Below are 21766 nucleotides of genomic sequence, written 5' to 3'. Positions count from 1 at the left end.
TGCGATGTTGCTCTGCACCATCCGGTGCATTGAGCGCAGCCCTCAGGTCGTCCTGAACTGCAACACGCCGTCTTTCATCTCCGCCGTCAGCCGGCCCTCGACGATCATGTAGTTGACGTGCGCGACCAGTTCGCCGGCGGCGAAACCCATCTGGTGTTCGTCCAGCACGTGCTTGTTGAACACCACGGGCACCAGGGCGCGCGAGGTCTGCGGCACCTCGTGGCAGGCTTCCGCGATCAGGCGGCAGCGCTCCTCGTGGTGATCGGCGAGCTGCTTGATGCGGGTCTTCAGCCCGTAGAACGGCACGCCGTGGCCGGGCAGCACCAGCACGTCATAGGGCAGCGTCGTGGTGAGGCTGGCGAGCGAGGCCAGATATTCGCCGAGCGAATTCTGGTCGGGTTCGACCGCCCACACACTGACGTTCGGCGAGATCTTGCTCAGCACCTGGTCGGCCGAGAGGAACAGCTTGTCGTCGGCGCAATATAGCATCACCTGGTCGAGCGCGTGTCCGCCGCCGGTGATCACCTTGAAGCGGCGCGTGCCGATCACGACGTCCTCGCCATGCGAGATGCGGCGGTAGGACGGCGGCAGCACCGAGACGCGCTTGAGATAGTCCTGGCCGCGGCCGAGCAGTTTTTCGGTGAGTGACTCGTCCATGCCGTGGCGGCGGAAGAACAGCCGCTGCGCTTCCTGCCGCTCCTCGGTGCCGCGGTTCTGGTGATAGACCGATTGCAGATATTCGACCTGCGACATCACCAGCGGGCAGTTGAACCGCTCGACGATCCACCCGGCGAGACCGACGTGATCGGGATGGGAATGGGTCACGATCAGGCGCGTGATGTTGACGCCCTTCAGCGGCCCGTCGAACAGCTTCGTCCAGGCTTCGATCGTCTCCTCATTGCCGAAGCCGGCATCGATCATGGCATAGCCGTCACCGTCGGCGAGCAGGTAGATGTTCACATGGTTGAGGCGGAACGGCAGCTTCAGCCGCGCCCACAACACGCCGGGCTTCACCTCGACGACCTGTTCGGGGCCGGGATGCTGTTCCCAGGGATAGCGCAGGGCGTCGGCGGAGGACTGCACGGTGTCGGTCTTTGCGTTCATGCTACCGGCTTAAACCCGCTCGTCACGGCGCGCCAGCCGAAAAAGGACGCTGGCGCGGCCCGCATAGCGGTCATTCCGGGTTACGGAACGGCCCCTACGCCGCCCGCATGTTGTTGAGGAACGCGTCGATCTCTCCGCGCAGCATGTCGGCTTCGCGGCGGAGCGCGTCGGAGGCGCCGAGCACTTCGTTGGCCGCTGCGCCGGCTTCCGCCGAAGCCGTGGAGACGCCGACGATGTTGCTGGAAACCTCGCTGGTGCCACCGGCCGCATGCTGAATGTTGCGGGCGATCTCGCGTGTCGCCGCGCCCTGTTCCTCGACCGCAGCGGCGATCGTCGTGGTGACGTCGTTGATCTCGCCGATGATCCGGCCGATGCCCTGGATGGCGCCGACGGCCGAAGTCGTCACTGACTGCATGCTGGCGATCTGGCTGCGGATCTCCTCCGTCGCTTTCGCGGTCTGGCTCGCGAGGCTCTTCACCTCGGAGGCGACCACCGCGAAGCCACGACCGGCTTCGCCCGCGCGCGCCGCCTCGATGGTGGCGTTGAGCGCCAGCAGATTGGTCTGCGAGGCAATGGTCTGGATCAGGTCGACCACCACGCTGATGCGGCTCGCGCTGTCGGCGAGGCTCTGCACCGTGGCATCGGTCGCGCCGGCTTCGTCGACCGCCTTCCTGGCGATCGCGGCCGAGGTCACGACCTGCTTGCTGATCTCCTCGATCGAGGATGAGAGCTGCTCGGTGCCTGACGATACGGTCTGTACGTTGACCGAGGTCTCTTCGGCTGCGGAGGCAACCGCGTTCACCAGTGCATTGGACTGGTCTGCCGTGGTCGACATGCTCTGCGCGGTCGATTGCATAGAATTGGCCGACTGCGCGAGATTGTCGAGTGCGGTGCGGACCGCGCCCTCGAATTCTGCAATCTTCGCCTCCATCTGCGCCGCACGCTCGGCCTTGGCGACGCGATCCCTGTCTTGCTCGCTGGCAAGCGCGCGAGCTTCGATCATGCTGTCGCGGAACACCGTCAGCGTTTCCTTCATCGCGCCGATCTCGTCGTTCTGCCGGGAGCGGACGATCTCGGTGTCGAGGTCGCCTGCAGAGAGCAACTGCATGGCGCGTTGAAGCTCGCGAATGCGGCGCAGGATGTTGCGGCCGACATAGAGCCAGACGAACAGCGCCGAGCCGACCAGCGTCAGAGCGCCGAGTGCCAGCATCGCGGTGGTCGCGAGCGAGATCTCATGCCGCGCCTGGAAGGTCGACGCGTTGGTCTCCTTCTGCACGCCCTCGACCAGCTGCTGCACGCTGATGCCGAGGCCGACATTGAGCTTGCGGGTCTCGTCCAGAATGGTCTGGCCGTAGTCGATGGCGTCGAGCTCCTTCTGGCGGATCTTGAACACGCCGGACTTGCCTTCGCCGAAGGCGAACAGCTTTTGCACGGTGTCGCGCACCGCTTGCATCGAGGCCATGTTCGGAAGGTCCTCGAGATTCGACTTGACGCGGTCGCGCGTCGCCTTGAACTCCTTCTCGATCGCCTCCAGCGTATCGCTGTTGTTGGCCGACAGCGCCGCCATCATGTCGGCGGCCATCAGATTGCCGTTGGCGGAGATGGTCGCGACCTGGGAGACGGTGCGGGCGGCTTCGGTGGCATCGTCGGCGGAAACTTCCGCCGCGCCGAGGATCGCGTTCAGGCGCGTTTGCGCATCCAGCATGGCAGGACCGGCCGCACCGACGAAGGTGAGCTGCGCCTTGCGGAGCGCTTCATACTGCTTGTCATGCACCGCGCCGGCATCGAGCCGCTCGCGCGCGGCCGATACCAGGCTCTGGGTCGCCTCGTCGATGCTCTTGGCGGTCTCGCGCAGCGCGGTTGCGATCTGCTTGTCGGCGCCGAGCTCGATGATCTCGCCAAGCTTGGCCATGGCGAGCTGCTGGATCTCCTGCACCTTCTTAGTGCGTTCGTTCAGCGCCTCATCGGACGGCGACGCCAGGAGGCCCGGCCCCTGTGCCGCGAGCGTTGCGCTTTGCGATGCGAGTTGAAGGCTGGCGGAGAGGCGCGGGATGTCGCGGCCGCTCAGGTCCATCATAGTGCTGCCGAGATGGTTGAAGACGAAGCCGGCGCCGGCTGCAATCACGAGGCCCATGCCCGCGATCACCGCGAAGGCCGTGAACAGGCTGCCGCGCACGCCCCATGTCGGCATTTTGAAACGAGGCCGGATACGACCAAGCAAACGGCCAAGGCCCAGACGGATCGCCATCGAAATTCCCCCACGCGTGATCTTTATATTTTCGCCGCGGAGTATCCTCGGGTCAGGTTAAAAAATCGCAAGTCGCTCAATTGGTTGCGTACGTTCCGCACAGCGAAAAAAAGAAGGGCCGGCAACGATGCCGGCCCTTCATCATGATAAGGTTTTGATAACCGTTCAGTAGCGCGCGACCGCCGAGTTGGCCCAGTTGAAGCGGTAATTGACGCCCGCCTTGATGGTGTGGTCGTCGGTGGTGAAGTTGCCGGTGCCCGCCAGCGGACCACCTGTGAAGTGCGCGTCGCCGAAATTGTAGTACTGGTACTCGGCCTTGGCCGACCAGTTCGGGGCGAACATGTATTCGAGGCCGGCGCCGACGGTGTAGCCGTTGCGGTGATCGCCCGTGATGACGAAGGCCGCCGGCACGCCGCCGACAGTGACCTTCTCGTTGTTGTCCGAATAAGCGTAGCCGCCCTTCACATAGAGCAGGCCCGGGCCCCAGGTGTAGCCGACGCGGCCGGTGATCGAGCCGAGACCACGCTGGTCGTTGGTGTAGGCGACGCCGCCCGGGAACACCGCGCCGACGCTGCCGGAGAGCCAGGAATACTGGCCTTCGACGCCGACAACGAAGTTCGGGTTGAACTGCCAGTCCGCGCCGGCCTGCAGACCGCCGAGGAAACGGCCGTTGCCGTTGTTGCCGGTGGAGAGGCCGCTGAAATTGTTGTCGCTGGAGAACGCGCCGCCGACATGGCCGCCGATATAGAAGCCGGTCCAGTTGTAGATCGGTGAGGCATAGGCGGGCGCGGGCGCCTTATAGTAGTTGCGGTTACCGAGATCGGCACCGACTGCCGGTGCGGCAGCGCCCACCACGAGCAGCGCAACGGTTGCAAACAGAATCTTCTTCATCGTCCAAACTCCAACACTTAGGTCCCCGGCAGGCGCGCTTTCCGCGCCGTCGTTGGTTCTGCAGATAGCTCGCTTTTGACGAAAATGCTGTCACATCCGTGGCACAGCCGCAGCCAACCTAACTTATTGGGCTGTAAATGATTTTCGTGCTTAATGGCCGCTTAAGAAGTGGTGAAGGAAGGCTTAACTCGGCGCTATCAAGGTAACTTGCGCGCGCATCTCGTTAACCAAGACGGCGCCGCGCCTCATCGCGCATCTGTTCGCGGAATGCAGCGCGCTTTGCGGGCCGGTCTTCCTCGCGTACGTCATGACGATCGAAGACGTCGAACTTCTCCAGGATCGGATAGCGCTCGCTCGCCATCGCGAGCACGCGCAACACCTTGGTCGCCGACGGTGTCGGGCCGCTCACTTCCCAGCGTCGGATGGTGTCGGCGCCGCCCTTCTCCGGCAATCCGCAAAGCCGGGCCATGTCGGCCGCGGTGAGCTTGCGCTCGAGGACCTCCGAGAGATCGTTGCGGAGTTGCTTCAGTTCGGGACCGGTCATATTGCCTCAATACGCGAAGTCGATGAGGTGAATGCACTAGCGCTGATTCGGGTCCATCCGAAGGCGGGGCATGCGAGCGGGCGGGCGTGCTAGTCTCCCCCCCGCCGGGCTCAGCCAGGAAAGGAAAACCGCATGCCGGTGTTCAAGCTGCCTCTGTCGGGGGACGTCGTTCAATCCATCAACCCGATCACGTCGTTCTTCAGCCCGGCCGGCGGCCAGTTCGGTCTCGTGAACATCACGGTGGGCCAATCTTCGGCGCCCGATGTCGAGAAGGACCTGCTGTCGGATGTCGGCAGTTACGGCAAGCAGATCGGTCAGGTCGCGGATGCGCTGCTCGTGGTCATTGAGCATCTGGAAGCGCTCGGTGACAGTGCACTCGGCGATGACAAGGCAGTCGCGGCTTTCAAGGAGCTGATGCACTCGGTTGCGACCGTCAAGGAGCGCCACAACCGCAAGGCCTGTCGTCCGCGGCGGCGCTGATCATGCCGTGCGACCGGCCCGCGGCACCTTCGCCCGCGCACGAAGTTATGAATGGGGTGCCCATGGAAATCCGCCGCTGAATGAACAGATGCCCAGGGGGCCGCAGAATGAAGTGATCAGCCATGACAAGCATCAAATCCGCCATTGCCGCCCTCGTCACCATCGGGCTGCTTGCCGCGCCGCTCGCGGCTGAAGCCAAGAAGCACCGGTCAAGCCGATCTTACAGCACCGGCGTGGTGGCTCCGGGCTATGGGAGCGCCGGATCGTTGGCAGCACAGCCCAGAGCCTACGGGTCGAGCGGACAGTCGGTCGGGACGGTCACGGCGCCGTCGATCGGCACGTATAATTGGCCGTCGGTCGGCGTGACCAACGCAGTCCCGACCTGGAACAACACCAACCCGCCCATCCGATAGGCGCGCCCGATCCTAAATTCCCCGGCCGACCTGTTGGCCGATCACGCAGCGCCATCCGGCGAGACGCTCGGCCGGATGCTGGTTCATCCATTCGGCGAGCTGTGGCGCACCCATCAGGCACGATTGCATCGAGACGTCGGCGAAGTCGGACGTGGTGACGGTTTGCTCATGACAGTTCGCTGGAGAGGCGAGGTTGCAGAGCACGGCGATGATCTTGATCACGCGAGGTTGCCTCCGTCGCTGCGACGCGCGGAGGCTCCGCTAGATCGTTCGCCTACCGGATCAGCCGGCGGGAAGATGCTGTCGTAGATCGCGCGCGCTTCCTGGATGAGGCGAATGCGCTCGCGCTCGGATTTCGAGACAAACTCAATAACCTGGCCCATATCGGCTCCAATCGATTCTCAATCCATCATCACATGATGGAAATCATTTCATCCAGATGTGGGGTGCCGGCTTCGGCTTTGCAGCCGTGCGGGCGGTCACGAGGGATAAAAAGCCCGTGAGTATTCCGTTCCTGAGGGGGAGCGCGATACCTTCAGCGATGCGCCGGTCTCGCGGCGCATCTGTTCGGGCCGTGACCGCTTCGCAGCATCGTGATGACGAGTTGAGCCCTGCCGTGTGAGCGCCTTGCGGCACATTTCCTCGCGCGCGGAGTTGTAAGATCACTCAATGCACGGGCGCCTGACAAACGGCATTGCGATTGAGAGACCGCCCGAAAGGATCAGCCATGACAACAACGAAACACTCGATTGCTGCACTCATTGCTCTCGGATTGGCCGCAGCGCCACTCGCTGTCAACGCACAGACGTCGGCGACAGGTACACCAGGCAGCACGAGCGGACGCACCGGAGCGCCGGTACAGCAAGGGACTATCGGAAGTTCCGGGCAGACTGTCGGGACCGTGACAGCGCCGTCGGTCGGAACGTCCAACCAGCCCTCCGTCGGCGTAACAAACTCAGTCCCCACCTGGAACAACACCAATCCTCGACCGAAGTAGCCGCAATCGGCTGACTTACGCTGCCGGCGCGCGCTCCTTGCGCCCCGGCACTGCCCCGAGCAGCTCGCGCGTATAGGGATGTTCGGGCGCTGCGAACAGCTGCGCGGTCGGCTTCAGCTCGACGATGACGCCGCGCTGCATCACGGCGATGCGGTCGCAGATTTGCGCCGCAACGCGTAGATCGTGGGTGATGAACAGCATCGAGAGGCCGAGGCGGGCCTTGAGGTCTTCGAGCAGCCGCAGGACCTGCGCCTGCACGGAGACGTCGAGCGCGGAGACGGCCTCGTCCGCGACGATGATCTCGGGCTCGAGCGCGAGCGCACGCGCAATGCCGATGCGCTGGCGTTGGCCTCCGGAGAATTCATGCGGATAGCGCTCGAGCGCGCCGGCATCGAGCCCGACCATCTTGAGGAGATCGCGGGCGCGGTCGAACGCGACTTTCGGATCGGTGCCGGCCGCGATCGGGCCGTCGGCGATGATATGACCGACCTTGCGGCGCGGATTGAGCGAAGCGAACGGATCCTGGAAGATCATCTGGATGCGATGACGCTCGGCGCGTAGCGCCTTGCCCGCGAGCTTTGTGAGATCGGTCTCGCCGATCCGCACGGTGCCCCGGTCGGCCTCGATCAGCCGCATCACCAGCCGGGCCACCGACGATTTGCCGGAACCGGATTCGCCGACCAGGCCGAGCGTCTCGCCCTTGAGAATCGTGAAGTTGACTTCCCGCGCGGCATCGACGCGGCGGTCCTCGCGAAACCAGCCGCCCGAGGTGACGTAGGTCTTGTCCAGTCCGATCACCTCGACCGCCTTGGCCTGGTCGTCGAGGGGGCTGCGGGCGGGCGGGTCCATCGAAGGCACGGCGGCGAGCAGCGCCTTGGTGTAGTCGTGCTGCGGCGCGTTGAAGACCGCCGAGGCGGGGCCTTCCTCGACCACCTTGCCATGGCGCAACACGACGACCTGGTCGGCGATGTCGGCGACCACGCCGAAATCATGGGTGATGAACATCACCGCCATGTTGCGATTGCGCTGGAGGTTGCGGATCAGTTTCAGGATCTGTGCTTGCGTGGTGACGTCGAGCGCGGTTGTCGGCTCGTCCGCGACCAGCACCGCCGGTTCGAGCGCGAGCGCCATCGCGATCATGGCGCGCTGGCGCTGGCCGCCGGAGAGCTGGTGCGGATAGGCGCGTACGATGCGCTCGGGGTCGGGGAGACCGACCTCGCGCGCCAGCGCCAGCGCCTTGGCGCGCCGCTCCCTCGGCGTGAGCAGCCCGTGCGCCTCGAACATCTCCGCCATCTGGTCGCCGATCCGCATCAACGGATTGAGCGCGGTCATCGGCTCCTGAAAGATCATCGCCAGCCGGCGGCCGCGCAGATCGCGCCAGCCGTCGTCGTCGAGCTTGAGCAGGTCGCGGCCTTCGAACTGGATCTCGCCGGAGGTGACGGTGACCGTGTCAGGCAACAGGCCCATCAGCGCATGCGCGCACATCGATTTGCCGGAGCCGGATTCGCCGACGACGCAGACGATCTTGCCGGGTCTCAGATCAAGCGAGACGCCGTCGACCGCGAACGGCCGTTCCGCGCCCTTGGGCAGCGCGATCCGCAAGTTCTTGATGGAGATGGCGGGCGGTGCGGTCATGATCAGCGGCCCTCCCGCGACAGGCGCGGATTGAGCGCGTCGTTGAGGCCTTCGCCGATCAAATTGAGGCCGAGCACCGAGATCAGGATCGCGACGCCGGGAAACACGGTGATCCACCAGGCCTGGCGGATCACGGTACGGCCGGCACCGACCATGTAGCCCCAGGAGATCAGATTGGGATCGCCGAGGCCGAGGAACGCCAGCGAGGATTCCAGCAGGATCGCGGTCGCCACCATCAGCGAGGCCAGCACGATCACCGGCGACAACGTGTTCGGCAGGATTTCGCGCAGGATGATCCAGGTGTTGCTCTGGCCCGTGACCACCGCGGCCTGGACGTACTCCCGCGTGCGCAGCGACAGCACCTCGCCGCGGACGAGGCGCGCGACCGGCGGCCAGCTTACCAGCGCGATCGAGGCGACGATCGAATAGATCGAGGGCTGCAGGATCGCGACCAGCACGATCGCGAGCGCAAAGCTCGGAATGGTCTGGAAGAACTCGGTGAAGCGCATCAGGGCGTCGTCGACCCTGCCGCCGAAATAGCCGGCCATGGCGCCGATGGGAACGCCGACGACCAGCGCCACCAGGGTGGAGACCATGCCGACGAGCAGCGACACGCGTGCGCCAAAGATCATGCCCGCGAACACGTCGCGGCCGAGCGCGTCGGTGCCGAGCGGCACGGTCGCGAGCGTGAACGGCGGCAGGAAGGGCCGCTGCACCATGCGCCAGGGCGAGTTCGGGAACAGCATCGGACCGAACAAGGCGACCGAGATCGCAAGGAGCAGGATGATGAGCCCGATAACGCCGCTCGGGCTCCTCAGCATCGATTTCCAGAACTGTTTCATGTGGTGAATTCGATGCGCGGGTCGACCAGGCGATAGACCAGGTCGGTGATGAGGTTGAAGATCAGGACCATGGCGGAGCAGATCACGAAGACGCCGAGCAACAGATTGTAGTCGCGCTGGAGCAGGGCGTCGTACATCAGGCGTCCGATGCCGGGCCAGGCGAACACGGTCTCGGTGATGACGGCGCCGCCGATCAGGGTGCCGGAGTGGACGCCGGCGAGCGTCACGACGGGGAGCAGCGCGTTGCGCAGGACGTGGCGACGCTGGATCACGGCATCGGAGAGGCCTTTGGCGCGCGCGGTCTTGACGAAGTCGAGACGCTTCACCTCCAGCATCGAGGCGCGCGTCATGCGGGTGTAGGTAGCCATGAAGAACAGGCCAAGCGTCATTGCCGGCATGATCAGGTGCTTTGCCACATCGACGGCATGAGCGAAGCCGGTGAGGTTGGCGCCGACGGTCTCGTAGCCGAAGCTCGGCAGCCAATCCATGGTGACCGAAAACAGCAGGATGCCCATCAGCGCCACCCAGAAGATCGGCATTGCGTAGAATATCAGGGCGAAGACGGTGATCGCGGTGTCGAGAAAGGTTCCGGCAAAGCGCGCGGCGAAGGTGCCGAAGAGAACGCCGAGCACGAGCGAGATCGCGAACGCCGTCAGCGTCAGCAGCAATGTCGCGGGCAGCCGCTCGCCGATCAGCTTCGCGACCGGTGCCTGCTGGCGAAAGGAGAAGCCGAGGTCGAGGGTAGCAATGCCTTTGACGTAGATGAAGAGCTGCTCAGGCAGCGGCTTGTCCAGGCCGAACTTCTCCCTGAGCTGCTGGACGAAGATCTGGTCGCTCGCCCCGGCCTCGCCCGCCATTACGACGGCGGGATCGCCGGGCGCGAGCCGGATCAGGAAGAAATTGAGGACGACGATCGCGAGCAGGACGATCACGCCCTTCGCGATACGCTGAGCGACAAAGGAGAGCATCTAGAGGATCATATCTTGGAGCGTGACCTGAAGCCGCCGGGGCAGTGCGCTCCCTCGCCCCGCTCTTGCGGGGAGAGGGTTGGGGTGAGGGGCCTCTCTCGACGTGCGAGAATGTCGATGGATCTGTACCCCCTCACCCGCCGCGCTCTGCGAGCGCGTCGACCTCTCCCCGCAGGCGGGGAGAGGTGAAGGAAGCCACACCCTCACTTGTCGAGCCATGCGTCCTTGAAGCCGTCATTGACCCCGATCCCGGTGGTGATCAGGTTCTTGACCTTGCAGCGCATGATGGTCGGAAATTGCAGCTCGAGCATCCAGGCCACCGGCACGTCCTCGACCAGGATCTTCTGCGCCTTCTCGTAGATCTCCTTGCGCTTGGAGTCGGGCGTCGCCACCGCGCCGTCGGCGAACAGCTTGTCGATCTCAGGGTTGGAGTAACCCTCGACGTTGTTGAACACCTGGCCCTTGGCGATGGCGCTGGAGACGTAGTTGCGGCCGACGCCGAGGGCCGGATCGCCGTACTGGTAGAGATAGGTGAAAGCGATGTCGTAGTCCCAGTCGCCGATCTTCTGGTTGCCGCCGGCAACGTCGGTGGCGATGGTCTCGATGTTCATGCCGACGTCCTGGAGGTTTTGCTTCACGGCTTCACCCCAGCGCTGCCAGGTCTCGCCATAGGCGAGCGGCAGAAGGCGGATCTTCTCGCCCTTGTAGCCGGCTTCTTTCAGCAGCGCCTTGGCCTTGGCGGGATCGTAAGGGTATTTCGGCACGTCGCCGGTGTAGTATTTGATGGTCGAGGCCGACGGGCCGGTCGCGACCTTGCCGAGCCCGTTCCAGATCACGTCCTTGGCGAACTCGCGGTCGATCGCAAACATGACCGCCTGCCGCACCCGCTTGTCGGCGAGCGGACCCTGGCGGTTGTTGAGCCACAGCCAGGCCAGCGGCGAGAAGAACTCCCAGCCGGCGCCGGTGACGCAGGTGTCCTTCAGCTTGGACAGCCGCGGCACGTCGAAATTCTCGACCGAGCCGCCGGGCAGCACGTCGACCTTGCCGGTCTCATACGCCACCGAGCGCGCCGCAGCGTCGGGAATGATCTGCCAGTAGATCTCGTCGAGATAAGGCTTGCCCTTCTCGTAATAGTTCGGGTTCTTGACCAGGCGGATGAAAGAGCCCTTCTGCCATTCCTTGAACATGAAGGGGCCGGTGCCGACAGGGGCGTTATTGTAGGGATTGGTCTTCCAGTCGGTGCCCTCATAGAGATGCTTCGGCACCATCGGCATCGAGCCGACCTCGAAGATGCCGAGGAACGGACCGAACGGCTGCTTCAGCGTGAACACCACCGTGTAGTCATCGGGAGCCTCGACCTTGTCGACCTGCGCGAGATTGTTGCGGGCGCGCGCATGCGTCTGTTTCAGCATCTCGAGCGAGAACAGCACGTCGGCGGCGGTGAAGGGCTTGCCGTCATGCCAGGTCACGCCCTTCCTGAGCTTGAACGTGTAGGTTTTTGCGTCCTCGCTGACACTCCAGCTCTCGGCGAGCTCTGGCTGCGGTTCGAGCTTGGGGCTGTAGCGAAGCAGGCCTTCGAAAATGTTGCCCGACACCATCTGCACCGGGCCGTTCTGGACCATCGCCAGCATCAGGCCGGGCGGCTCGGGCTGAATCACGGCATTGATCGCTCCACCCGCTTTCGGCTCTTGCGCCAGCGCCGGGGCCGCGAGACCGCAAGCCAGGAGGACACCAAGCAACACTCGTTTTGACATGTCGTATCTTTCTCAAGCGAGACCAGCCGCAAACGCTTCGCACGTCATGGCGCGCAAAGCTATGCCCGGCCCATCCCAGTCCCCATCCGGGATCGAGGCTCACACAGTCTCGTTCGGCGCCGCAAGATGAAAGTCTCGACAGTGTTCGCACAAAAAATGTACAGCGCGTCCTGTTATGGCGTTTGACGGCCAAACCGGCGCCGCCGCGCCGCCCGGCTTCAGGAGGGCCGCAGCACCCGTTGCAACTCGGCAAGCGCATCCGCGAGTTGCTCCCGGTGCGCGATGTCGTCCTTGGGGATGGCCGCGACACTGCCCGCGAGCTCGCGCAGGATTCCGGCGAGCAGGCCGAAATTGAGGTGCAGGTGCACCGATTTGCTTCCTCCGCCGTGCCCGGATGCTGCAGCACCAGCGCAACGCCGCTGCCGTCGAGACGTGCCTCGAACCGCGATGAATGCCCGAAGGTGCCGACATAGAACTTGTCGGGATATTCGAGCGCGATCTCTGCCTTGTCGGGAACCGGCTTGGACATGTGAGTCTCATTGATGTCAGGCTATTCTGGCCGGGAATAAACTGGTCCGCCTTGCGATAGGTCAGAGGCGGGCTCGTTCCGGATTTGATCGGGATCAAAGCCGGGCTTCCGCTTCTGCGATCTGATGGCAGGACGCGTGAAGCCCCGCGTGCCCGGTCAACTGCGAGTGCATCGGCGATGAACGTCCATTCCACCCCACCCGAAGCGGATTCAGACGATATCGCCACCTCCTTCGCGGACGAGGCGTCGGCACGTTGCGCGCAATTGCTCGGCGATGCCGGCCTCAGGCTGACGCGCCACCGTCTGGCGCTCGGTCAAATGCTGTTCCTCGGCCCCCATCGTCATGTGACAGCGGAGGGGCTCTACGAAGAAGCCACGGCCGCCAATCTGCGGCTGTCGCTTGCGACCGTCTACAACACGCTGAACCAGTTCACCGAAGCCGGCCTGTTGCGCCGGATCGCGGCCGACGGCATCAAGTCGTTCTTCGACACCGATACGTCCGTGCATCCGCATTTCTACCTCGAAGGCGAGGATGTGCTGGTCGACGTCACCGACGGCCTGATCTTCACCAGGATACCCGAGGCGCTTCCGGGCCACGAGATCGCGCGGCTCGACGTCGTCGTCCATCTGCGCCGGAAGCGCGACGCAGACCCGGCATGATGATCGTCTAGCGCAAGCCCGCCCGCCGGAATCCTTCCAGATAGTGCTCGCGGTCGGCCTCGTTGGCCCACGGCAATTGCGTCGCGATCCAGTGCAACGAGATGTTGGGCTGGGTGCGGCGGAGCTCGCCCAGCGCCATCTCCGCAAGCATGCCGTCGCCGGTCATGCCGGCAGAAACCGCCAGCACGCGGTAGGCGCCGGTGAGGTCACCGCGGTGGCGGATCGCCTCCCGCGCGAGCGCGATGGCCTCGCCATAGCGCCGCTCGGTGAAGCGGGCATAGCCGGCGATGCCGTGATAGATCGCCAGGGATGGATCGCGCGGCGAGAGCCGCATTGCCCTCTGCGCGGCCTCGAATGAATCCTTCGGTCGTCCGGCATAGGACAGCGCCAGTGCGTAATAGCCCTGCGCCAGCGAGAAGTTCGGATTGAGCGCGAGCGCCTGCTCGAACTCGGACAGCGCGTCTGCAAGCCTTCGCGTCGAGAAGCAGACGCTGCCGAGCGCGGCGTGCGCCCAGGCATCCTCGTGGTCGCAGCGCACCGCGGCGAGCGCGGCGGCTTCCGCCACCGGCGCCACCAGCGCAAGCTCGGCCCAGCCGAGATGCACGCCGAACATGTGGTTCGCCGCGAGCACCGACAGCGCCTGGCCGTAGTTCGGGTCGATTCCGACCGCGCGTTCCAGCAGCACCCGTGCGGTCTCGTGATCCCGCCGCGTCACGCGCCAGTAATGCGACAGCGCCCGCATCAGGAGATCCCAGGCATCCAGGCTCGCGGGGGGCTTGCGATGGGCGCGAAAACTTTCTGCCGCATGGATCTGCGGCTCGATCGCCGCGGCGATCGCGTTGGTGATCTCGTCCTGCACGGCGAATACGTCGACCAGCTCGCGGTCGTAGCGCTCGGCCCAGAGATGGCTGCCCGTCGTGGCGTCGTTGAGCTGCGCGGTGATGCGCACCCGGTTGTCCGACTTGCGCACGCTGCCTTCGACGACGTAGCGGACGCCCAGTTCCTCGGCGATCTGCCGGATGTGGACCGCGCGGCCCTTGTAGGTGAAGGACGAGTTGCGGGCGATCACCATGAACCAGCGCTGCTTCGACAGCGCGGTGAGGATGTCCTCGCTGATGCCGTCGCCGAAATAGTCCTGTGCGGGATCGCCGCTCATGTTCTCGAAAGCGAGCACCGCGACCGCCGGGCGGTCCGCCAAGGCGCGCGGCAGGACAGCGACGGGTTGCGCGGGCGCCGTTGCGGCTGCCACTTCTTCCCGGACTTCGCCGACGAAACGAAAGCCCTTGCGCGGAATGGTCTTGATCAGCCGCTGGCTCGCACCGTCGTCGCCGAGCGCCTTGCGCGCGGCGTTGATCCGGCTGTTCAGGGCGGAATCCGAGATGATCCGGTCGCTCCAGATCTGGCTGATCAGGTCATCCTTGCTGACCACACGGGTGCGCTGCGCCACCAGATAGAGCAGGAGATCGAACACCTGCGGCTGCAACGGCACGGCGGCGCCGCTGCAGGTGAGTTCCCGCAGGTCGCCGTCGAGCACGTTGTTTTCAAAGCAAAATCGCACGTTTCTGTCGTCTCAAGCAAAAATCAAAGTCGTCTCAGGCGAAAATCAACCGTCCGCCAAAGTCTTGCGACCTCCGGTGCGGCATGGTGCAGCGACCAATGAAGTGCCGGCGTTTTGGCACAACGGAGCTGTTTATGACCCAAATTGATCATCAGGTTCACCCTATCGGCCCGGTTGCGGGCTCACGCATTTTCAAGTTCATCGCATTTCTGTACGGAATTGCGGCGTATCTCGTGTTTTTCGTCACCATTCTCTACGCCATCGGCTTCGTCATGGGGCTGGTGGTGCCGAAGACCATCGACACCGGGACCGACACGCCCGTGGCCGAGGCCGTCATCATCAATCTGCTCCTGATGGCCCTGTTCGCGGTCCAGCACAGCGTCATGGCGCGCCGGCAATTCAAGGCGTGGTGGACGCAGTACGTCCCCAAGCCGGTCGAGCGCAGCACCTACGTGCTGTTTGCGAGCCTGTCATTGCTGCTCCTGTTCTGGCAGTGGCGTCCGCTGCCCACGGTCATATGGGACGTTGCGAATCCGGATCTTGCTGTGACGATCGTCACGCTGTCGCTGGTGGGCTGGGTGCTGGTGTTCACCTCGACCTTCATCATCAATCATTTCGAGTTGTTCGGCTTGCATCAGGTGACCAATCATCTCGTCGGCAAGGAGGCGTCGCCGCCGCGCTTCAAGACGCCGCTGCTCTACAAGTTCGTCCGTCATCCGATCTATCTCGGCTTCATCATCGCGTTCTGGGCGGCGCCGGTCATGACCGCGGGCCATCTGCTGTTCGCCGCCGTGACCACGCTCTACATCTTCGTCGGCATCGCGCTGGAGGAGCACGACCTCATCGATCTCTTCGGCGACGAGTACCGGCAGTACAAACAACGGGTGTCGATGCTTATTCCCTGGCGCAAGTCAGTATAGCTTGCGCGTCGTCGGCGGCGTCCGCCGAAAGGAGGATGCGCGGCGGCGCCGAGGCGCGTAACGGATCCTGCCGGACGCAACCTTCAACGCTTCTCGGGGTGATCTCCCTCACCCCGACGTTACCTGCGCGAGCGAAGCTCGTCGCGACTCCCGCGTTCGTTTTTGCCGAGTTATCGGCAAACAGGAGCGGGGAGAGGAATCTGAACAATCATCAACGGAGACGACCTAATGAAACATGTTGGAAACTGCTTCTGTGGCGCGGTCACGATCGAGGTTACAGGCGCGCCGGAGGCTATGGGCTATTGCCATTGCAGCTCGTGCCGCTCGTGGTCGGGCGGTCCGGTGAACGCCTTCAGCCTTTGGAAGCCCGAAGCCGTGCGCATCACAGAAGGTGCTCAGAATGTCGAGACTTTTACCAAGACGCCGCTCAGCCAACGCAAATATTGCAAGAAGTGCGGCGGCCATCTCATGACCAACCATCCGCCGCTCGGCCTGGTCGACGTCTTCACCGCCACCATCCCCACGCTCGCCTTCGCGCCCGGCGTCCACGTCAATTACGCCGAGACGGTGCTGCCAATGCGCGACGGCCTGCCCAAGCTCAAGGATTTCCCGGCCGAATTCGGCGGCAGCGGCGAGATGATGCAGGAGTGATGCGCTTTCTTCTCTCCTCTCCCCGCAAGCGGAGAGAGGAGAGATTCGCTATGTCATCCCCGCGCGCCGCAATCCCTCGAGATAATGCTCGCGATCCTCGTCCCGCAGCATCGGTAGCTCGCGCGTGATCCAGGCGAGCGAGATGCCCGGTTGGGCGCGGCGCAAGCCCTCCAGGGCGGAAGCCGCGCGCGCGGGATCTCCCGACATTCCGGTGGCGGCCGTCAGCACGCGATGCGCGCCGACGAAATCGGCGCGCTGCCGCATCGACTCGCGCGCCATCTGTGCGGCGCCTTCGTAATCGCGGCCGATGAACCGGGCATAGGCCGCGACGCCACAATAGATCGCCGCGAGCGGGTCGCGCGGGCTCAGCCGCAGCGCGCGGCGCGCGGCGACATCGCCGTTCTGCCATCGTCCCGCGTAACACAGCGTCACGCCGTAGAAGGCGTGCGCCATCGCAAAATTCGGATTGAGGTTCAGCGCGAGCTCGAATTCCGCCAGCGCGTCATCGAAGCGGCGGCGGAATAGATAAGTATAAGCCAGACCATGATGGGCCCAGGCATCCTCGCGATCGGCCTCCACCGCCGCGAGCGCGGCGCGCTCGGCCACCGGCACGGTCGCGGCCATGTCGGACCAGCCCATATGCGCGCCGAAGATGTGGCTGGTCGCGAGCAGGCCGAGTGCCTTGCCATAGGCGGGATCGAGCGCGACGGCCTTTTCGAGCAGTCCTTGCGCGGCGGCATTGTCCTCGCGGGTGATGCGCCAGTAATGCGACAATGCGCGCATCACGAGGTCCCAGGCATCCAGGCTTCCCGGCGGCTTCTGCTGGGCGCGAAAACTCTCGGCGGTATAGAGCTGCGGCTCGATCGCGGCGACGATCGCCTCGGTGATCTCGTCCTGCACGGCGAAGATGTCGGCAAGCTCGCGGTCGTAGCGTTCGGCCCAGAGATGGCTGCCGGTCGAGACGTCGTTGAGCTGCGCGGAGATACGCACGCGATCGCCGCTCCGCCGCACGCTGCCTTCGAGCACGTAGCGCACGCCGAGCTCGCGCGCGACCTCGTTCATGTGCACCGCGCGGCCCTTGTAAACGAAGGAGGAGTTGCGCGCGATGACGAAGAACCAGCGCAGCTTCGACAGCGCGGTGATGATGTCCTCGCTGATTCCGTCGGAGAAATAATCCTGATCGAGGTCGCCGCTCATGTTGGTGAAGGGCAGCACCGCGATCGCCGGCCGGTCCGGTAGAGGCAGCGGGGCCTGCAGAAGCTTCGCTCCGAAATCGGACTCCGGCGCGGTTGCTCCACGCTTGGTCTCGACGTCGCCGACGAAACGAAAACCCTTGCGCGAGATGGTACGGATCACTGCCTGGCTCGCGCCGGTGTCGCCGACCGCCTTGCGTGCCGCATTGATCCGGCTGGTCAGCGTGGATTCGGAGACGCTGCGCCCGTGCCAGATCTTGTCGATCAGCTCGTCCTTGCTGACCACCCGATCGCGGTTCTCCATGAGGTGGACAACGAGATCGAAGACCTGCGGCTCCACGGCAACGGGAACCTGCTCGCGGCTCAGCTCGCGCAAGTCGGTATCGAGCAGGTGATCCCGGAACAGAAACTGCACGTCGAAAACTCAGACCTCAAGGCAACATCGGGCAATGATGAAAGCAAAACGGATTTCGGCTGATGTCTGTGAGTCCGCCAAGGGGCCTGTCCGGTTCACCACGATCGCGTGATGGCAGCCATGCGATTTACGGGGAGGAATGCAACCTGGGTTAGAACGTGGCCGGTTCGGCCGGATTGTCCCGGTCTCCTCGCTGGACCTGATCTTGCTGAGCGCACAGTTTATCACCGTCACCCTGAGGCGCCGTAGCGAAGCCTCGCACGTCAGGATGACGGAGGCGACAGTTTAGACGTCTGAAAACTTGACGAACGGTGAATGTCCATTGCCGAACAGTTCCGTGTGCGTAAGGTGCCCTCACACAACCCAAGCAACGAAGAAACGTCCATGCCCGCTTTTCATGCCTCGACCACCGTGCTCGATTCCATGCTGTTCCGCGATGCCTTCGGCACACCGCAGATGCGGGAGGTGTTTTCCGATATTGCGACGGTCGCGCGCTATGCCGAGGTCGAGGTGGCGCTGGCGAAGGCGGAAGCGAGATGCGGGGTGATTCCGCAGGACGCGGCCGACCAGATCGCGGCGCGGACCGACGTTGCCGCGCTGGATTTCGATCTGTTGCGGCAGGAGACCGATGTCGTCGGCTATCCGATCCTGCCGCTCGTGCATCAGATGGTGAAGCAATGCGGCGATGCCGGCCGCTATGTGCATTGGGGCGCGACCACGCAGGACATCATGGACACCGCCGTGGTGCTGCAACTGCGCGCCGGCCTCGAGATCGTCGAGCAGGACATCGCCGCACTGCGCACAATCCTCGCCGACCTCTCGAAGCGCTACCGCGACACGCCGATGGCGGGCCGCACCCATCTCCAGCAGGCGCTGCCGGTCACCTTCGGTTACAAGACCGCGATCTGGCTCGCGATGTTCGACCGCCACGCCGAGCGCCTCAGTGAATTGAAGCCGCGCGTTCTGGTCGGCCAGTTCGCCGGCGCCGCCGGCACGCTGGCCTCGCTCGGCGACAAGGGGTTCGAGGTGCAGGAAGCGCTCTGCGCCGAACTGAGGCTCGGCGTCCCCGCCTCGACCTGGCACGTCGCACGCGACGGTTTTGCCGAGGCGGTGAATTTCCTGGCGCTCGTCACCGGCTCGCTCGGCAAGATCGCGCTCGACATCATGATCATGGCCTCGACCGAATTCGCGGAGGTCTACGAGCCCTTCGTCAAGGGACGCGGCGCTTCCTCGACCATGCCTCAGAAGCGCAACCCGATCTCCTCGGAACTGATGCTTGCGGCGTCCAAGGCGGTGCGCCAGCACGCCGGCCTCATGCTGGATGCCATGGTGCAGGATTTCGAGCGTGCCACCGGGCCCTGGCACGCCGAATGGATGGCGATCCCCGAGAGCTTTGTGCTGACCGCCGGCGCGTTGCACCAGGCGAGGTTCGCGCTCGCCGGCCTCATCGTGGATGAAAGCAAGATGAACGAGAATCTTGCCGTCAGCCGCGGTCTGATCGTGGCCGAGGCCGTCATGATGGGGCTCGCGCCGCAGATCGGGCGGCAGGAGGCCCATGACGTGGTCTATGACGCCTGCCGGCTCGCCAATGAGAAAGGTCTTACATTGGCGGACGCACTGTCGTCCGATTCCCGCGTCTCCGTCAGAATCGATCGTGCCACGATCGAGGCGCTGACATCACCGAAAAATTACCTCGGCCTTGCTCCCGCCATGGTCGATCGGGTGCTGAAATCGGCAACGCGCTGAAAACCAAAATGCGCGAAACTGCGTATCTTTGGGGTGTCGCAAGGCACTCGCGCACTTGTGTCTCGCGATGCTAGACTTAGATTGAGCGAGAGACGTTCGGCAGAGGATTCGGCATGACTGATCAACGCATCACCTCCACTCCCATCGATCCCGTGAAGCTCGACCGGCTGGCCGAGGTTGCGGTGAAGGTGGGCCTGGGCTTGCGGCCCGGCCAGGATCTGCTCTTGACGGCGCCTGCGATCGCGTTGCCGCTGGTGCGGCGGATCGCCGTGCATGCCTACAAGGCGGGCGCCGGCATCGTGACGCCTATTCTCTCGGACGAAGAGATGACGCTGGCGCGCTACCGCCACGGCCACGACGACAGCTTCGATCGCGCCGCCAACTGGCTCTACGAGGGCATGGCCAAGGCGTTCTCGAACAACACCGCGCGTCTCGCCATCGTCGGCGACAATCCGATGCTGCTGTCGGGCGAAGATGCATCCAAGGTCGCGCGCGCCAGCAAGGCCAATTCCATGGCCTATCAGCCGGCGCTGGAGAAGATTGTCAATTTCGACACCAACTGGAACATCATTGCCTATCCGAGCCCGTCCTGGGCCCGGCAGGTGTTCCCCAATGAACCCGAGGAAATTGCCATCGGCAAGCTCGCAGACGCGATCTTCGCGGCGTCCCGGGTCGATCGCGACGATGCGCCGGCCAATTGGGCGAGCCACAACGCGGTGCTGCGCGAGCGCACCAACTGGCTCAACGGCCAGCGTTTCCGCGCGCTCCAGTACTCGGGACCGGGCACCGACCTCACGATCGGCCTCGCCGACGGCCATGAATGGGAGGGCGGCGCTTCGCTCTCCAAGAACGGCATCAGCTGCAACGCCAACATCCCGACCGAAGAGGTCTTCACCACGCCGCATTGCCGGCGCGTCTACGGCCATGTCGTGAGCTCGAAGCCGCTGTCCTACCAGGGCACGCTGATCGACAACATCGCGGTGCGCTTCGAGGACGGCAGGATCGTCGACGCCAAGGCTTCGCGCGGCGAGGAGGTACTGAACAAGGTGCTCGACACCGACGAGGGCGCGCGCCGTCTCGGCGAAGTGGCCCTGGTGCCGCATTCCTCGCCGATCTCGCAGAGCGGGCTGTTGTTCTACAACACGCTGTTCGACGAGAACGCGGCCTCGCACATCGCGCTCGGCCAATGCTACTCGAAGTGCTTCGTCAACGGCGCCCAGCTCACGCCGCAGCAGATCGCGGCGCAAGGCGGCAACCAGAGCCTGATCCATATCGACTGGATGATCGGCTCGGCCGAGACCGATATCGACGGCATTCTCGCCGACGGCAGCAAAGTGCCGGTGTTTCGCAAGGGCGAATGGGCGAAGTAACGCGTCTTGCTGTCCATCCTTCGAGACGCCGCGCTTCGCGGGCTCCTCAGGATGAGGTTTCGTCTTGCGGTGAGATATTAGACCGTCATGGTGAGGAGCGCCGTTCACGGCGCGTCTCGAACCATGAAGGCCGAGCACGTTCCTATTCTCAAAGCCCGCCTTACGCCGCCGCGTTGCGCAGCATCGGGCTGTTGTCGATGCTGAAGCGGTTGAACAGCGTCGTGAACGGGCTGCCGTCGGTGGCCCGCACGACGGCGTCGGAGGCCGCCACCGCGTCGTAGAGCGCACCGACCGGATCATTCGCCTCGGGCAGGTCGAGACCCCCGCGGATTTGCTCGCGGGCCTCGTTGACGTCGTCCTCGTCGTCGAGTGTCGCCTCCAGCGCGTCCGCCGCCCGCCGCATCTCATGGAGGTCACCGCCGGCGGAAAATTTGAGGATGTCGAGCCAATAGGGGCGCGCCACAACGAGCTGGACGAAAGCCTCGAAACTCTCCGCGATGATTCCCGCGCGGCCTTCCGACGAGGCGTAGAGCACGTTCTGAGACGGCAGCAGCACGAACGCGCCGCCGGAGCCGTCACTGCCGATCTGCCAGGGGCTTTCGATGCCGTCGACGGTGAACCAGGGCTCCTCGTCGGTTGCGAAGGAGACATCAAGGCTGCCGAGCCAGGCGACGACCTCGCCTTGAGCTGCGAGAACCTCCGGGGTGAGGGGCATCGGTATGGCTCCTTTCAGATAGCTCCGCGCACTTTGTCGCACCCCGGGAAAGAGGGGTTCATGTGCGCGAAATTGCAGGGAAATTGGGACGTTAACCGTTTCGCGTCTGCAACTTGCGGCTGATTGTCGGGCC

The 21766-nt window shown here is 64.2% G+C and carries 21 protein-coding genes and 1 pseudogene; 8 read left to right on the top strand and 14 right to left on the bottom strand.

Annotated elements, in window-relative coordinates; translation table 11 throughout:
- Positions 1-42: 42 nt before the first annotated feature.
- From AC0L3J_RS30555 to AC0L3J_RS30540, 4 genes are all read right to left on the bottom strand, one after another.
- Positions 43-1104 (bottom strand): MBL fold metallo-hydrolase, encoded by a 1062-nt coding sequence (locus AC0L3J_RS30555; protein ID WP_456766456.1) that lies wholly within the window; start codon positions 1102-1104, stop codon positions 43-45.
- A gap of 94 nt (positions 1105-1198) precedes the next feature.
- Entirely contained in the window at positions 1199-3352 is a 2154-nt protein-coding gene (locus AC0L3J_RS30550) for a methyl-accepting chemotaxis protein (RefSeq protein WP_473349495.1), read from the bottom strand.
- A gap of 165 nt (positions 3353-3517) precedes the next feature.
- A complete protein-coding gene (locus tag AC0L3J_RS30545) occupies positions 3518-4243 on the bottom strand; it encodes an outer membrane protein (RefSeq protein WP_473349494.1) in 726 nt (241 codons plus the stop codon).
- Positions 4244-4466: 223 nt separating this feature from the next.
- Complete coding sequence (locus AC0L3J_RS30540; protein ID WP_027570057.1) at positions 4467-4787, bottom strand: hypothetical protein; 321 nt, start codon at positions 4785-4787, stop codon at positions 4467-4469.
- A gap of 132 nt (positions 4788-4919) precedes the next feature.
- Between AC0L3J_RS30540 and AC0L3J_RS30535 the strand changes: the two genes are divergently transcribed.
- Positions 4920-5267 carry a hypothetical protein gene (locus tag AC0L3J_RS30535; RefSeq protein ID WP_106941691.1) on the top strand — a complete coding sequence of 116 codons (348 nt, stop codon included), beginning with the start codon at positions 4920-4922 and terminating at the stop codon, positions 5265-5267.
- Between the two features lie 122 nt (positions 5268-5389).
- Positions 5390-5680, top strand: a complete 291-nt coding sequence (locus tag AC0L3J_RS30530) for a hypothetical protein (protein WP_473349493.1) — start codon at positions 5390-5392, stop codon at positions 5678-5680.
- A gap of 12 nt (positions 5681-5692) precedes the next feature.
- On the opposite strand, the gene AC0L3J_RS30525 is transcribed toward AC0L3J_RS30530, so the two are convergent.
- Both AC0L3J_RS30525 and AC0L3J_RS30520 read right to left on the bottom strand, forming a co-directional pair.
- The gene (locus tag AC0L3J_RS30525) at positions 5693-5902 is read right to left on the bottom strand and encodes a hypothetical protein (protein ID WP_027570060.1); all 210 of its coding nucleotides are present in this window, start codon (positions 5900-5902) and stop codon (positions 5693-5695) included.
- Positions 5899-6063, bottom strand: coding sequence for a hypothetical protein (locus tag AC0L3J_RS30520; RefSeq protein WP_197031214.1), 165 nt, complete (start codon positions 6061-6063; stop codon positions 5899-5901). The genes AC0L3J_RS30525 and AC0L3J_RS30520 overlap by 4 nt, the downstream gene beginning before the upstream one ends.
- 344 nt (positions 6064-6407) lie before the next feature.
- Between AC0L3J_RS30520 and AC0L3J_RS30515 the strand changes: the two genes are divergently transcribed.
- Positions 6408-6677 carry a hypothetical protein gene (locus tag AC0L3J_RS30515; protein ID WP_473290052.1) on the top strand — a complete coding sequence of 90 codons (270 nt, stop codon included), beginning with the start codon at positions 6408-6410 and terminating at the stop codon, positions 6675-6677.
- Between the two features lie 15 nt (positions 6678-6692).
- Here AC0L3J_RS30515 and AC0L3J_RS30510 read toward each other — a convergent pair whose 3' ends face one another.
- The 5 genes and pseudogenes from AC0L3J_RS30510 to AC0L3J_RS30490 form a co-directional block, all read right to left on the bottom strand.
- Positions 6693-8312 (bottom strand): ABC transporter ATP-binding protein, encoded by a 1620-nt coding sequence (locus AC0L3J_RS30510; protein ID WP_473349492.1) that lies wholly within the window; start codon positions 8310-8312, stop codon positions 6693-6695.
- 2 nt (positions 8313-8314) lie between these two features.
- Positions 8315-9154, bottom strand: a complete 840-nt coding sequence (locus AC0L3J_RS30505; RefSeq protein WP_018458168.1) for an ABC transporter permease — start codon at positions 9152-9154, stop codon at positions 8315-8317.
- Positions 9151-10122: an ABC transporter permease gene (locus tag AC0L3J_RS30500; RefSeq protein WP_473349491.1), complete on the bottom strand. Its 972-nt coding sequence runs from the start codon at positions 10120-10122 to the stop codon at positions 9151-9153. Before AC0L3J_RS30500 ends, AC0L3J_RS30505 begins: the two co-directional genes overlap by 4 nt.
- A gap of 203 nt (positions 10123-10325) precedes the next feature.
- Positions 10326-11876 carry an ABC transporter substrate-binding protein gene (locus AC0L3J_RS30495; protein ID WP_473290067.1) on the bottom strand — a complete coding sequence of 517 codons (1551 nt, stop codon included), beginning with the start codon at positions 11874-11876 and terminating at the stop codon, positions 10326-10328.
- Between the two features lie 218 nt (positions 11877-12094).
- Positions 12095-12405 (bottom strand): annotated as a pseudogene (locus AC0L3J_RS30490) (hypothetical protein).
- A 177-nt stretch (positions 12406-12582) separates the two neighbouring features.
- Between AC0L3J_RS30490 and irr the strand changes: the two are divergent.
- Positions 12583-13065: a Fur family transcriptional regulator Irr gene (gene irr / locus AC0L3J_RS30485; RefSeq protein WP_473349490.1), complete on the top strand. Its 483-nt coding sequence runs from the start codon at positions 12583-12585 to the stop codon at positions 13063-13065.
- A 7-nt stretch (positions 13066-13072) separates the two neighbouring features.
- Here the strand turns inward: irr and AC0L3J_RS30480 are convergent, their stop codons facing one another.
- Positions 13073-14623: a winged helix-turn-helix domain-containing protein gene (locus AC0L3J_RS30480; RefSeq protein ID WP_473349489.1), complete on the bottom strand. Its 1551-nt coding sequence runs from the start codon at positions 14621-14623 to the stop codon at positions 13073-13075.
- A gap of 134 nt (positions 14624-14757) precedes the next feature.
- Between AC0L3J_RS30480 and mddA the strand changes: the two genes are divergently transcribed.
- Positions 14758-15543: a methanethiol S-methyltransferase gene (mddA, locus tag AC0L3J_RS30475; protein ID WP_473349488.1), complete on the top strand. Its 786-nt coding sequence runs from the start codon at positions 14758-14760 to the stop codon at positions 15541-15543.
- Between the two features lie 228 nt (positions 15544-15771).
- The gene (locus tag AC0L3J_RS30470) at positions 15772-16194 is read left to right on the top strand and encodes a GFA family protein (RefSeq protein ID WP_473349487.1); all 423 of its coding nucleotides are present in this window, start codon (positions 15772-15774) and stop codon (positions 16192-16194) included.
- Positions 16195-16242: 48 nt separating this feature from the next.
- On the opposite strand, the gene AC0L3J_RS30465 is transcribed toward AC0L3J_RS30470, so the two are convergent.
- On the bottom strand, positions 16243-17802 hold the full coding sequence (locus AC0L3J_RS30465; RefSeq protein WP_473349486.1) for a winged helix-turn-helix domain-containing tetratricopeptide repeat protein: 1560 nt from the start codon (positions 17800-17802) through the stop codon (positions 16243-16245).
- A gap of 384 nt (positions 17803-18186) precedes the next feature.
- Here AC0L3J_RS30465 and pcaB point away from each other — a divergent pair, with 384 nt between their 5' ends.
- Entirely contained in the window at positions 18187-19548 is a 1362-nt protein-coding gene (pcaB, locus tag AC0L3J_RS30460; protein ID WP_473349485.1) for a 3-carboxy-cis,cis-muconate cycloisomerase, read from the top strand.
- A 113-nt stretch (positions 19549-19661) separates the two neighbouring features.
- Positions 19662-20918, top strand: coding sequence for an aminopeptidase (locus tag AC0L3J_RS30455; protein ID WP_027515308.1), 1257 nt, complete (start codon positions 19662-19664; stop codon positions 20916-20918).
- A 160-nt stretch (positions 20919-21078) separates the two neighbouring features.
- Here AC0L3J_RS30455 and AC0L3J_RS30450 read toward each other — a convergent pair whose 3' ends face one another.
- Entirely contained in the window at positions 21079-21633 is a 555-nt protein-coding gene (locus tag AC0L3J_RS30450; RefSeq protein WP_456766440.1) for a hypothetical protein, read from the bottom strand.
- Positions 21634-21766: the final 133 nt, after the last annotated feature.

It is taken from the genome of Bradyrhizobium sp. Kon37, assembly GCF_055807535.1.
Note: the sequence above shows the minus strand (reverse complement) of the source record. Positions and strands in the feature narration are given on the sequence as shown.

What these genes read in the sequence shown, in the direction of transcription:
- pcaB (WP_473349485.1), top strand. Translation starts at nt 18,187, where the DNA reads ATGCCCGCTTTTCATGCCTCGACCACCGTGCTCGATTCCATGCTGTTC.
- AC0L3J_RS30515 (WP_473290052.1), top strand. Translation starts at nt 6,408, where the DNA reads ATGACAACAACGAAACACTCGATTGCTGCACTCATTGCTCTCGGATTG.
- AC0L3J_RS30505 (WP_018458168.1), bottom strand. Translation starts at nt 9,154, where the DNA reads ATGAAACAGTTCTGGAAATCGATGCTGAGGAGCCCGAGCGGCGTTATC.
- AC0L3J_RS30450 (WP_456766440.1), bottom strand. Translation starts at nt 21,633, where the DNA reads ATGCCCCTCACCCCGGAGGTTCTCGCAGCTCAAGGCGAGGTCGTCGCC.
- irr (WP_473349490.1), top strand. Translation starts at nt 12,583, where the DNA reads ATGAACGTCCATTCCACCCCACCCGAAGCGGATTCAGACGATATCGCC.
- AC0L3J_RS30510 (WP_473349492.1), bottom strand. Translation starts at nt 8,312, where the DNA reads ATGACCGCACCGCCCGCCATCTCCATCAAGAACTTGCGGATCGCGCTG.
- AC0L3J_RS30555 (WP_456766456.1), bottom strand. Translation starts at nt 1,104, where the DNA reads ATGAACGCAAAGACCGACACCGTGCAGTCCTCCGCCGACGCCCTGCGC.
- AC0L3J_RS30495 (WP_473290067.1), bottom strand. Translation starts at nt 11,876, where the DNA reads ATGTCAAAACGAGTGTTGCTTGGTGTCCTCCTGGCTTGCGGTCTCGCG.
- AC0L3J_RS30550 (WP_473349495.1), bottom strand. Translation starts at nt 3,352, where the DNA reads ATGGCGATCCGTCTGGGCCTTGGCCGTTTGCTTGGTCGTATCCGGCCT.
- AC0L3J_RS30545 (WP_473349494.1), bottom strand. Translation starts at nt 4,243, where the DNA reads ATGAAGAAGATTCTGTTTGCAACCGTTGCGCTGCTCGTGGTGGGCGCT.
- AC0L3J_RS30455 (WP_027515308.1), top strand. Translation starts at nt 19,662, where the DNA reads ATGACTGATCAACGCATCACCTCCACTCCCATCGATCCCGTGAAGCTC.
- AC0L3J_RS30535 (WP_106941691.1), top strand. Translation starts at nt 4,920, where the DNA reads ATGCCGGTGTTCAAGCTGCCTCTGTCGGGGGACGTCGTTCAATCCATC.
- AC0L3J_RS30540 (WP_027570057.1), bottom strand. Translation starts at nt 4,787, where the DNA reads ATGACCGGTCCCGAACTGAAGCAACTCCGCAACGATCTCTCGGAGGTC.
- mddA (WP_473349488.1), top strand. Translation starts at nt 14,758, where the DNA reads ATGACCCAAATTGATCATCAGGTTCACCCTATCGGCCCGGTTGCGGGC.
- AC0L3J_RS30520 (WP_197031214.1), bottom strand. Translation starts at nt 6,063, where the DNA reads ATGGGCCAGGTTATTGAGTTTGTCTCGAAATCCGAGCGCGAGCGCATT.
- AC0L3J_RS30470 (WP_473349487.1), top strand. Translation starts at nt 15,772, where the DNA reads ATGAAACATGTTGGAAACTGCTTCTGTGGCGCGGTCACGATCGAGGTT.
- AC0L3J_RS30500 (WP_473349491.1), bottom strand. Translation starts at nt 10,122, where the DNA reads ATGCTCTCCTTTGTCGCTCAGCGTATCGCGAAGGGCGTGATCGTCCTG.
- AC0L3J_RS30530 (WP_473349493.1), top strand. Translation starts at nt 5,390, where the DNA reads ATGACAAGCATCAAATCCGCCATTGCCGCCCTCGTCACCATCGGGCTG.